General features: G+C 50.0%; 12 protein-coding genes. 9 read left to right on the forward strand and 3 right to left on the reverse strand.

Going from position 1 to position 11,891, the window contains the following annotated elements; genetic code table 11:
• The 3 genes from NZM05_09560 to NZM05_09570 form a co-directional block, all read right to left on the reverse strand.
• A partial coding sequence (locus NZM05_09560; GenBank protein ID MCS7013858.1) for a hypothetical protein occupies positions 1-592 on the reverse strand: 592 nt, incomplete at its 3' end.
• A gap of 160 nt (positions 593-752) precedes the next feature.
• Positions 753-1,760 (reverse strand): hypothetical protein, encoded by a 1,008-nt coding sequence (locus NZM05_09565; protein ID MCS7013859.1) that lies wholly within the window; start codon positions 1,758-1,760, stop codon positions 753-755.
• A 259-nt stretch (positions 1,761-2,019) separates the two neighbouring features.
• Entirely contained in the window at positions 2,020-3,018 is a 999-nt protein-coding gene (locus tag NZM05_09570; GenBank protein MCS7013860.1) for a glycoside hydrolase, read from the reverse strand.
• A gap of 137 nt (positions 3,019-3,155) precedes the next feature.
• Here NZM05_09570 and NZM05_09575 point away from each other — a divergent pair, with 137 nt between their 5' ends.
• The 9 genes from NZM05_09575 (at position 3,156) to NZM05_09615 (ending at position 11,868) form a co-directional block, all read left to right on the forward strand.
• Positions 3,156-4,610, forward strand: a complete 1,455-nt coding sequence (locus NZM05_09575) for a hypothetical protein (GenBank protein ID MCS7013861.1) — start codon at positions 3,156-3,158, stop codon at positions 4,608-4,610.
• 390 nt (positions 4,611-5,000) lie between these two features.
• Entirely contained in the window at positions 5,001-6,221 is a 1,221-nt protein-coding gene (locus tag NZM05_09580; GenBank protein MCS7013862.1) for a TRC40/GET3/ArsA family transport-energizing ATPase, read from the forward strand.
• 57 nt (positions 6,222-6,278) lie between these two features.
• Positions 6,279-6,740, forward strand: coding sequence for a chlorosome protein C (locus tag NZM05_09585; protein ID MCS7013863.1), 462 nt, complete (start codon positions 6,279-6,281; stop codon positions 6,738-6,740).
• 38 nt (positions 6,741-6,778) lie between these two features.
• Positions 6,779-7,123 carry a hypothetical protein gene (locus NZM05_09590; protein ID MCS7013864.1) on the forward strand — a complete coding sequence of 115 codons (345 nt, stop codon included), beginning with the start codon at positions 6,779-6,781 and terminating at the stop codon, positions 7,121-7,123.
• 92 nt (positions 7,124-7,215) lie between these two features.
• The gene (locus NZM05_09595) at positions 7,216-7,476 is read left to right on the forward strand and encodes a bacteriochlorophyll c-binding protein (GenBank protein MCS7013865.1); all 261 of its coding nucleotides are present in this window, start codon (positions 7,216-7,218) and stop codon (positions 7,474-7,476) included.
• 159 nt (positions 7,477-7,635) lie between these two features.
• Complete coding sequence (locus NZM05_09600) at positions 7,636-8,946, forward strand: hypothetical protein (protein MCS7013866.1); 1,311 nt, start codon at positions 7,636-7,638, stop codon at positions 8,944-8,946.
• Between the two features lie 33 nt (positions 8,947-8,979).
• On the forward strand, positions 8,980-10,131 hold the full coding sequence (locus NZM05_09605; protein MCS7013867.1) for an ArsA family ATPase: 1,152 nt from the start codon (positions 8,980-8,982) through the stop codon (positions 10,129-10,131).
• A gap of 185 nt (positions 10,132-10,316) precedes the next feature.
• Positions 10,317-10,691 (forward strand): hypothetical protein, encoded by a 375-nt coding sequence (locus NZM05_09610; protein ID MCS7013868.1) that lies wholly within the window; start codon positions 10,317-10,319, stop codon positions 10,689-10,691.
• A 208-nt stretch (positions 10,692-10,899) separates the two neighbouring features.
• The gene (locus NZM05_09615; protein MCS7013869.1) at positions 10,900-11,868 is read left to right on the forward strand and encodes a hypothetical protein; all 969 of its coding nucleotides are present in this window, start codon (positions 10,900-10,902) and stop codon (positions 11,866-11,868) included.
• The last annotated feature ends 23 nt before the right edge of the window (positions 11,869-11,891 follow it).

An 11,891-nucleotide genomic window follows, 5' to 3' on the forward strand; every position in this document is an offset into this window, starting at 1 on the left:
AAGGAAAGGGGTCGGGGGTGAGGTAAAGCTGGGAGTAAGTGGCAAGGTGGCAAGGTTGTGAGACACTTCTGCTGGTTTTGACCTCACCCTGTTTTCGCTCTGCGAGCGAAAACGTCCCTCTCCTTTGTAAGGAGAGGGACTGCAACTCCCCTCTCCTTTTGAAAGAGAGGGGTCGGGGGTAAGGTATTTGAATCCAGATTTGGGACGCTGTGCCCAAAATCAGCAAGTTACCCATCGTATTCTTGCTCGAAAGGTATAAGCTGGTGCAGACATAGTTCATTTGACCCAGCCCATTGCGAAGGGGCTGCTCTGCGGAGCCGATGTAAATTATGTTTCCGCGTGCTACAATGCCGCCTGAAAAACCGCCTAAGATGCCAAGCTGCGCGCTCTTTGCGAGTTCTTTCCATGTGCGCCCTGTGTCCGTTGAGCCAAATACACCACTCTCCGTCAAAGCATACGGCACACTGCCATCTACACAGAATCCGACAATGCGACCAGTTACAGGGCTGCGGCGTATCCAGTTGCTGGTAGAGCGTCTCAGACTGGCTGTGTCGGAGATAGCCTGAAGCACAGAGAAGATATGCCAGTGCATAAAGTGCCACTGTGAAATTAGGGTAAGCGGACAGTAACAGGGGCGGACATTTTCAAAAGATGTGAGAGCAACAACATAGGAGCGGGTTTCGGACCTGCTCCTATGCTGGCACTAAACATCGTTAGCCAAACGGCTCAATTAGCGTCACTGCTGTTCAGAGCTACTGCACGCGGCGAATCCATATCTGTGGACTTGGGCCGGCGGTGGCCATAACCACCACATTGCCCATCGTGGCAAGCGCGGCGACATTTGTTCTTGCGCCATTTTCAAGACCTTGATTGAAATCCGTAAAGTTAATGCCGTCTGTAGAGCGCCAAACGCCTCTGAACCGCATTCCTGCGATGACGGAACTGCCAACGGTCGTTAGCGCGCGCACATCGTCATCGTCGGTGGGCAAACCGCTGACGGCTGACCAAGATGCACCGCCATTGTTTGAGGTATAGACGCTTTCATTCGTGCCGATGTAGAGCGAATTGCTACGGCGAGTAAAAGCAAAGACATTGCGCGCCGCCGTCGTTGGCAAACCCGTAACGGGTGCAAGATTCCAAGTCGTGCCGTTGTCAAACGAGCGCTGCATGCCGATGTCGTATCCGGCGTAGAGCGTATCGTTCTGATTGAAAAATGCTTGAACGTTATGCAGTCCGCCCGTCTCGAAAGCGCGCGTCCAGGCCGTATCGCCAAAATTGAGGCGAAAGCCGACGCCAACATTGCTGCCGTAAAACACGCGGTTGCCTGTAAGATAGATGCCAGCACAGATGGAATTAGTTGTACCTAATCCACTGCGAATTTGCCGCCAAGTGGTGCCGGAGTTGACGCTGAAAAATGCAAAGTCGCTGGTGCCAAGATAGAGCGTCGTGCCACGTGCTACTAGGCCGCCTTCAATGCCGCCTGCAAGTCCAAGTTGCGTGCGCGAGACAACCTGCGTCCAAGTGCGCGCCGTATCCGTAGAGCGGAACACGCCACTTGATGTGGTGGCATAGAGCGTGCTGCCATCGACCCAGAGGTTGCGCACGATGCCTGTTACTGCACCACCAAGTAACCAATTGCTGGCTGTGCCACCCGATGCATCACTGGGGCTGGAGGGAGAGCTCGAGCAGCTAAGAGAAAGCATAGAGAAAGTGGCCGCTGCAGCCAAGAAAAGTGCGAAGGGACAAGAACGGCGTATCATAGCTGTAAGATTTTAAGTTGAAGAAGATTCAAATCAAAGCGCAGCGCCTGAAGTGCTAATCGGGAAGCGTAGTACCTGAGGTGCTGGTCAAGCTGAAGTTAAGGCAGTATGCCGGAAAAAGTGAGGACACTTTTAGAAAATGTGGCGTGTAAGGAGCTGGCTCGTTACGCCACAGTGCACAGAGCAGGTCTTTTAGACCGGCTCTGTGCTTGGGGCTATGCTCAGCATTGCTGACAGCCTTTAGTGCCGTGTTTCAGAGTTACTGCACGCGGCGAATCCAAATTCTTGGCGTTGGGTCAGCGCTGGCAGCAACAACAACATTGCCTAGCGTAATCAGCGCCTTAATCGCACGGCTATCAAGACCTTGACTGAAATCTGTAAAGTTAATTCCGTCGGTGGAACGCCAAATGCCTTCGAAGCGCATGCCCACAATGACACTATTGCCAACGGTGGTAAGTGCACGTGTATCATCGCCCAGCCCTGTGCTGCCGGCAGGTGGCAAGCCCCTCACGGGTGACCATGAAGCCCCGCTGTTGTTAGAAACATACACGCCTAAGTCGGTGGCAATGTAGAGCGAATTGCCGCGGCGAGTAAAGGCATACACTCGGCGTGCATCAATCGTCTCTAAGCCTACGACGGGTGCGACGCTCCAAGTCGTGCCGTTGTCAAATGAGCGTTGCATGCCTGCGTTATGCCCAGCATACAGCGTATCGTTGAAGTTGAAGAATGCACGAATGCTGCCACCGCCGCTGGCATCAAATGCACGAACCCAAGTAGTATCACCGAAAGTGGTTCGGAAGCAAGTGCCGCCGTTGTTGCCGCAAAACACACGGTTTCCGATGAGCGAAATGCCTTCACAGACAAATGTGCCGAAGTTTGTAAAGCCCCCACGAAGTTGTCGCCATGTGGCACCTGCATTCGTGCTGAAATAGATGAAATCACCTAAGGTGCCGACATAGAGCGTTGAGCCACGCGCCACCACGCCACCAGAAAAGCCGCCTGCAAGTCCAAGTTGCGTGCTCGAGACAACCTGCGTCCAAGTGCGCGCCGTATCCGTAGAGCGAAAGATACCGCTTGAAGTGCAGACATAGAGTGTGCCACCATCTGCCCAGAGATTCTGCACACTGCCTGTTACTGCACCGCCAAGCTCCCAACCCGGCTCACTAGGCCCAGAAGGGTTTGAACAGCCCCAAAAGAGTGTTGAAGCATATATTAGCGCAGCAGTAAAAAGACACACAAAAAGAGAGCGATACCACATAATTTGGGTTTGTGTTTTCTTGGGTTTGTGTGTTCAATGTCCTGCAAAACTTGCTCACACACAAATTAGCGGCAAGCGCAAGAAAAAAGTGCGGACATTTTCAGAAAATGTGGCACAAGGAAGCCGGAGTAAGCTAAATGTCAATATTACGAGTTGAAAAACTTTTCAGAGCACTTTCTCCAAAAGAGCGAGACGCGTTCAAGGCGACGCTTCAAACTGCACGCCCAGTGCTTCAAAAGCTGTATGAAGCTCTGGAAGAGTTGGAAAGTAGTCAAATTGGACTGGCAAGAGCAAAACGAAAGCTGTGTGAGCGGCTCTACAATGAACCATACTCCAAAGCACAAGATGCACGTTTTCGAGACGATTGCCGAAAGCTGGGCGAGCGCATTAAACACTTTTTAGCAGAGCAGCAATGCGCCGACACGTTGGCAAAGAACCCACTGTTTGAAGCACGTTTTCTTCTGGAAGCACTCTTAGAACGAGGACTATGGACAGAATTTGAGGCGGACTGCCGCAAAGCACGCGCCGATGCACTGGCTGCGTGCGATTACGAAAACTTGATGGCCATAGAGGTGCTGCGCTTGCGCCAGCTCTGGGAATCTAAGACGCATAAGCCAGATGCATTGCGCTCACTGATGGCTGCAGTCAGAGAAAGCAAGATGCGACTACAGGAGCACCACGCGACGCTCTATGCATACTTAGGTATGTTTTTCACCGCAGCCGCTCATTACCTTGAACGCTATGAGAAAGCAGAACAGTGGGAACCTTTGCAGCAAGTTGATTTCTCAAATGTTCAGCCGCCGCTGGCGCAATACTATGCACTCAAAGCACAGGCTTTCCAGCAAGTGCACCATGCACATCTTGAGCTAATGAAGAAGGCGCTCGATACCATTATGCGCCTACCAAGTCTCTCACCACACATCTTAGCAGAGCAGCAAACCGCCTTAGCTAATATGGGTCTGGCATATATGCTCAACGGCGACTATAAGCATGCACACTATTACTACCAAAAAGCGTTTGAATTTTCAGAGACGCATCAGTTGGATTTTGGGGCGCAAATGGCATTTAACTATGCAAGCGTGCTAATGAAACTGGGCGACTACAAAAATGCGGCACGATTGTTTCAAGCCAAGTGGTCAAGTTTTGCAAAGAGCGATATGGTGCGCCACCGTGCCGAAGCCATGCGCTGCTTCTGCCACATTTTCTTAGGTGAGTTGGAACAAGCTGAGATGCTGCTGCCAAAGTCGCTTGCTGCATATCCAGAAACTGTGCAAAGCTACTTTCGCTACGCTGCAGTGGCAATTGACTTCGAGAAAAATAAGCTGCTTCAAGCCGAGCGCGCCACTGAAAATCTGCTTCGACGACTGCGTCGTCGCCCATCGTCTGCGTTTTGGCGAAGTGAAAAAGAGCTGGTCAATCTCTACCGCAAGTTTATTCATCTCTCTCAGCAAGTTTCACACAAGTCAAAAAGCACACAGCTTAGCGCGCTCAAAAGTGAGCTGCAGCACTTCCTCAATCAGCGACCGGAATACCGCGATGCGTTGCCAGTGGTGTGGCTGGAGCAAAAGCTCAAGCAGAGTCGTGCTGATTGAGAAACTTGCGTTGCGTTTTGCATCAACAAGCAGATTACAACAAAGCATACCTATTGTGCTAAGGCAATGCGTGAAGTGCTGCTATCTCTAAGAAGGGCAGTGAAATAGAGCCGCACAAAGCGCAGTGTGAAAAGTCGATTTGGTCGATTTTGCATAAGGTTGTCCGAAATTGCTTGTAAATACAGGGGGTTAGCGGCAAGGCACATCAAAAGTGAGTTGGCTGAAAACGCCACTTTTTCGTTGGCAAGCGCAGTGTGAACGCCTAACTTAACAGCGCAAAGAGGCTTGCATGGAGATGCATGGAATGGAGCAAAAAGCGTGAAAAGAGTGAATAGAGAGGCGTAAGGCACGAAAAACCACATCAACAAAGCAGAGGGAGAGCGTAGCAGTATGAGGGTGATTACTTTTACAGGCAAAGGAGGTGTCGGCAAGACCAGCGTAGCGGCTGCAACCGCATTACGACTCTCTGAGTTGGGCTTGAAGACACTCATTATGTCGACCGACCCAGCACACAGTTTGTCAGATTCTTTTGATGTATCGCTCTCGTCAGAAGTACGGCGTGTGCGAGAAAATCTGTATGCGATTGAAGTGAATGCATATGTGGATCTCAAAGAAAATTGGGAAGTAGTGCAGCAGTATTTTGCTGGCGTCTTGATGGCACAAGGGGCACAAGGCATTATGGTTGATGAAATGACCATCTTGCCCGGAATGGAGGAACTGTTTTCTTTGATGCGCGTCAAGCGCTACAAGCAATCAGGCAAATATGATGCGCTGGTGTTGGATACTGCGCCAACTGGCGAGACCCTTAGGCTGCTCTCTTTGCCCGAAATGCTGACTTGGGGCGTTAGGGCAGCAAGGCTGGTCGAGAGATTTGTGCTAAAGCCCGTTGCGCGGCCACTGGCAAAAATGTCTGACAAGCTCCAAGCCTTTGTGCCCAAAGAAGAAGTAATGCAAACTGTTGACCGAATGTTCGAAGAGCTGGAAAGCATTAAGGGAATTCTGTCTGACCCGCAGCTAGCCTCTGTGCGTCTGGTGATGAATGCTGAGAAGATGGTTATCAAAGAAACGATGCGTGCACTGACTTATCTCAACCTTTATGGCTTCAAAGTAGATATGGTCGTAGTCAATAAGCTGCTCGATGAGGAGGCTAACAGTGGTTACCTTGAAAAGTGGAAAGGAGTGCAGCAGCGTTATCTCAAAGAAATTGATGAAGCCTTCTCGCCACTGCCAATTCGCAAAGCAAAACTCTATGACGATGAAGTGGTAGGCCTCAAAGCCTTAGAGCGGCTGGCCGCCGACATTTATGGCGACCAAAATCCAGCAGAGATGATGTACTGCGAGTCGCCGATTCGCTTTGAGCGTCGAGGAGATGTCTGCGAGGTGATGCTCAAACTGCCGTTTGCCAATCCTGATGAAATTGATAGCTGGGTATCGGGCGATGAGCTGTTCATTCAGTTGGGCAACCAGCGCAAGGTCTTGACGCTGCCGATTGCTCTAACGGGCGTGGAGCCCGGCGAAGCGTCGTTTCGCGATAAGTGGCTTGTGATTCCGTTTGTGGCAAAAGCATCAACGCAAGAGACAAGCCAAGTGCCCGTGAGCAACGCGGTCTAAGCCAAGCGCAAGGGCCTATTTTCATTCACCAACTTTTCCAAATAAGGAGACGCAACTATGACCGAATCATATCAAAAACTCCGTGAAGAGTTCAAACAGCTCGACCTGCCAAACCGCCTTGCATTTCTGGCTGAAGCAGGTGTCCTGACGGTTCAATCTGGCATTGTGGGCACCTTGAACCTAATGGGGGATATCGTCGAAGGCGCATCGAACGTAATTGGTTCCGTAGCCCAAAATCTGGGTGTCTCAGGTGGAAGCGGAGCGATGGATACCGCAGCGCAAACCGTCAATCGCGTAGTAATTACTGTAAAGGACGCAACGAAAGCAGCGGGTACTGTCGTCAAAGACGTAGCCAAGAGCGTCGATGCCGTTACAGCGGATGTGGCAAAAACCGTTGGCGATGTTGCCACAAAAGCCACCGAAGTAACCGCCGATGTAGTAAGCAGCGTGCAAAAGACCGTCTCACAAGTAACCAAGCGAGAAGAAGCGCCAAAGAAAGAAGAAACCCCGAAGAAATAAGCCGGCGCTGCGAAACTTCTTAAGGAAAGGGGGAAAATATGGCTCTCGACAAAGCAAAATTCGACCAAGAGTTCAAGAAAATGGACTTGGCTGAACAAGCCACGTTCCTTGTCTTGGGCGCCATTGACACCGTGTTTCATACACTGGTGAATACCTTTCAAGCCATCGCTGACGTCAGCTACAGCTTTGCAGACTTTACACGTCCGGGTGCCAGTGAAAAACTGGGTGCAAAATCACTGGATGCCATCTTAGGCTTAAATGTTCGGACGGATAAAGTGGTACGACCCGGCGAGAACACAGAAACCGAAAAGAAAGCAGCCACAATACCTATCAAGCCAAAGGCTGCGAAAGCAGCAGCAGAAAATGGGGGCGAAAGCGCGTAAGTTTTTTTCAAGCAGTACCCCTGTTTTGTTCTTTGGTTCATTGTCATTGGTAGAATTCTACTAATAACTTCAAAACAAGAGGAGGAATAACTATGCCAGCAGGTGGAGGCGGCGTCATTACTGATGTGCTCATCAGCATTGGACGCATTTCAGAATATATGTTTGAAGGACACTGGTACACGGGCGGTCAAATTTTTGACGCTCTTGCCAGAGGTACACTTCGTCTGAATCAAAACCTATACGGTGGTCTGACAGGCGGCAGTGGTGCAGCACTGCGTGGCTCATCGCCATTTGCACAATCAGGTGCAACCGCTGCACGTGACAAGGAGATCACCGAACGCTTCGGCAAGTAACGAACCGTGCTACAGGCGGAGCAGCACCCAAACGAAAAGGAGGAGAGAACAGAAAGACAACAGTGCTGCTCCTGCCTACTGTTTGACGGAAGGAACTTTGTAGCGACAGCGCCCAAGTAAGGTCGCTTTGCTGTAACTGAACGAGAGCTGGGAGTAACTATGAACGCAGTACACCTCTATGCCGCCAGACACACCGACGCTGCGCACATCAAAGAGTTTTTCACCAAGAAATTGCTCCGTGAAACCGAAGCGCCGATTGCGATTTTTGATGGCATCTTCTACGAAGCCAAAAATGAGCGCGTGGGCGGACTGTCGTTTCACGACTATCTGATTTTCTCAAATAAGTCAATTTATTTCTGGGCGCGCGGCGTCAGCAAAGACTACCTCGATCGATTTAACTTGGGCGCAGTCTCTATTGCGGCACGGGAAAAAGACCGAGATTTTTCTACGCTGAATCTGACCATTGAGCGTGAAAACAAACCAGCAATCTACCTCATTTTTGATTTTGTCCCTGCCAGCGAAGTTAGCAAACTGATGCTGCTACATCTGACGCTGGAAACGGAAATCGAAAACACATTAGGCAAGCACTACTTAGGCGAGATTCCAGACGAGTTAGCAAAGCGGCTTTTGGAGCAAGCAAAAACCGTCGTTGAGCTTCGAGCTTTCCCAATTGAAGAACCAAAGCCAGAGCCTGAATTAGAGCCAGAGCTGGAATTACCGCCGTTTGCGGCAATGATGCCAAACGTCTCAGGGGGCTACACACAAATCTACGGAGAGGGTTTATTAGACCGCATGAAGCGAATGCGGGCAGCAGAACAGCAAGGATGGGGCAGTCAAGCAGGCACACAAGCCAACGGTTCATACCGCTACTCTGCGGAGTTTCTGCGCAATCAGCCACGCTATCCCTTCTCGCCACCATTTCCTGCAGAAAAGCTCGACCCAATTACGCTACGGCGCGCTGAGGCAATTGTGCGCGATGTAATAAGCGCAATTCCAGAAGAGTATCGTGAGCAGGCAAAGAAAGACTTGAAAGAAATGCCTGAGCGGTTTTCAAATGCCATCTTGGCGGTCAATGAGCTGTTGCAAAACATCGCTAAAAGCAAAGAGACACAAGATTTCGTCATTCAAGTTGTAGAAACAGCCGTTAAGAACGATGGTATTTTGGGCGCGGTGATAAAGGGAATGAAAACGCTGGTGGAGACCGTAGTGAATGTACCTGCGGCACAGCCATCTAGCACTACTGCCTCAGCAGGACAGACGGCTGCGCAAAGCAAGACTTCAACCGCAAAAGAAACGCAAACAGACGACGAACCTAAGGAAGCAGAAGAACTCAAAGGTAAAATCGGAAGTCTCTTCAGTTCCGCAAGTTCTGCAGGGTCACCCACTTCCTCTGATGAGAGTCAACAGCAACGTGCGACCACAACACCTGCGGAGCGAAAGGAACGCAAAAAAATCCATATCAAAAGCTAAACAAAACTGAAAAGCAGAAAGGATAGATGCGTTATGAGAATTCTGGTCTATTTAGGCAAAGGTGGGGTCGGCAAAACAACGGTGTCGTCAGCCACGGCGGTGAGTGTGGCGCGACGAGGCAAGCGCACGCTCATTATCAGCACCGATATTGCTCATAGCCTTGCCGATGCCCTCGATGTGGAGTTAGGCAGTGCGCCCATCGAGGTAGAGCCAAATCTCTACGCAATGGAAGTGAACATTTTAGCCGAAATCCGAAATCACTGGTCGGAATTTAGCGGCTACTTTTCAACCATACTCTCACACGATGGCGTCTCAGAAATTGTGGCGGACGAGCTGGCCATCCTGCCCGGAATGGAAGAAATGGTCAGCCTCAAGCATCTCTGGGAAGCCGCAAAGTCAGGCAAATACGACGTAATTGTAGTGGATGCTGCACCTACAGGTGAAACCATGCGCCTCTTAGCGATGCCCGATGCATACCGCTGGTACACCGATAAAATCGCCTCGTGGCATCTAAAAACCATCAGCTTTGCTTATCCGCTTATTCAAAAGCTGATGCCAAGGAAAAACATCTTCAAGCTGATGCCCGAGATTGCAAACCATATGAAAGAGCTTTATACGATACTGACTGATCCAGAAATTGCTTCATATCGCATCGTGCTGAACCCTGAAAATATGGTGATTAAAGAAGCGCTGCGAGCACAGACCTACCTAAATCTCTTTGGCTACACCTTAGATGCGGCGATTGTAAACAAAATTTTGCCCGACAAATCGCCCGACCCATATGTGCAAGCCTTAGTGGCGCAGCAGAAAAAATATCTCACGAAAATAGAAAATTGCTTTTACCCTGTTCCGATTTTCTATGTGCCATACTACGATAGTGAAGTGATTGGCTGCGACCGATTGGACGAAATGACCAAAGACATTTTCGGTAACCATGCTCCAGAGAGTGTCTTTTACAGAGGGCATCGCACGCATCAAGTAGAAAAGGATAACGGCAAGTATCACCTCAGGCTCTACCTGCCGAATGTCGAAATCAACCACGTGCAAATGAATGTCAAAGGCGATGAGCTGCTAATTGAGGTCAATAACTTTCGCAAAAATATCGTGTTGCCGAATGTCTTGGTGGGCCGGAAAACTGAAGGCGCTACATATGAGAATGGAAATTTAGATGTGGTTTTTAGATAAGCGCAAGAAGTGATGGTCGATATGGTCGATTTTGTCTGTAAGTAATTGTTTTAATGTTAGTTAAAATTCTAAGAGCTGAGCGTATGCGCAAGTAATTTTGCTTTCTGCGACGGGTAAACCGTGCTATGTTGCAGTTAGCAGTGAGAACGAAACGCGGTTTCTAAAAATTTCAGCGGGAACGCGCAATGTCAGTCCGAAGGAAAATGCAAAACTTGGCAAAGAAGATGTGGCGACTTGTAGAGGTCCACATCTTTTTTGCGATGTCAATTGTGGCTGGCAATGCGGTGGTAAAGCACATCTCGGCAAGTGTAGCAAAGGTGCAGGATAAGCGCCAGCGCATTGCGGTAGAGCGTGCGATTCCCGACTACCTTTCCTCAGAGACCGCCACCATTGAAAAAGGATTAGCTTCTCCTACGCCGTCACCACAAAAGAATTGGCTTTGGACGCTCCTCCAGACCAGCCGTGTGTGGCTTTGCCAAGAATTCATGTTCTCATCTCTGGGGCAGCCGCCATATCTCGCCTTTAATTTGTTTCAAGCACTCACACCGCTCCGCATTTGAGTACTCTCCTTCCGAGATGCTATGCTGTGCTCTGAAGTAGTGGCATAGCAAGTCGCTTCAGACGAAGTAGTAGTAATGGCATATTCAGCGTCGCTGATTGCAAGAGGAAAAGTGCGTCAGGAAGATTTTTGAAGGCATACTCTTTGCACCTTGTTCTTTCTCTGAAGAAAGCATTCAAACAACCCAACCTAAGAAAGGAAAAAGTACTATGAACTCGAGGTATTTCTCCAAACGTCTTATTCAGCACCTTGCGGTTGTGTTTTTTGCAATCGTTGCGCTAAATCTAGCAGGGTGCAGCAGTGGTAGCGGCCCAGCAACCTCAGAAGAAAATGTCATTACAGGCACGGTTACCTTCACCTACAACGGCGCACCCCTCACCGATGCCTCAAAGTGGCCGCAAAGCACCAATATCAATGACCCATTTCCAGGGCGAATCAAAATCGCCTTTGTGCCACTTGACCCCACCACGCGTGCACCACGTTCAGGACCAATTGCCGCCATTCCGGGGCTGGGCGATATACCGGGTATTCCATTTAGCGCATTGCGCAATGGGGTCTATGAGTTTAGCTCCGCTACAGCACGAGATGCCAACAATAATATCATTGGTAGCTTGCCGAAGGATATTTATGGCGTTTATGTAACATATGTCAATCCGTTCTTTACAGGACAAGCATCACAACAATTCTTGAACACAGGGGTGGTAGCAGACCTTCGCAGCACATCAAGCGTCAGAATCACGGACGCAGTAGAGATGCGAGTTGCTGAAACCCTGATGCAATCGGGGCGTACTGGCACGGCGACCTTATCTGGCACAGTCACCGCTACAGGCAACCTCAACAACTGGCCACCAGCACCAGTAGGACCGCCAACTGCGTGGACAGCGGGCACAGAATTTATTGCGCTCTTCGGCTTACGTGATGGTGCGCAAGGTCCGGGCTTCTTCCAAGTCTTAGGTAGACCCGCTTCTGGCAACTCCGTAACCTATGCAATCAATATCCCAATGGGTACATATCGCAATGTGGTGATTGCACGCTATCGTGTGAATCCAGCAGCTCCGGGCGGATTTGAGACTGTAGCCACGCTGGCTGAGTTTCGCCATCCACAGCACGGTCGTAATGAAATGACAATGGATGCAGGCAATCGCCAAGCCGTCTGGAACGTGACCATCTCACTCTAATGAAAGACGGGTAGGAAGTGCAA

The sequence above is a fragment of the Chloroherpetonaceae bacterium genome, from assembly GCA_025056565.1.
Lineage (GTDB): Bacteria > Bacteroidota > Chlorobiia > Chlorobiales > Thermochlorobacteraceae > Thermochlorobacter.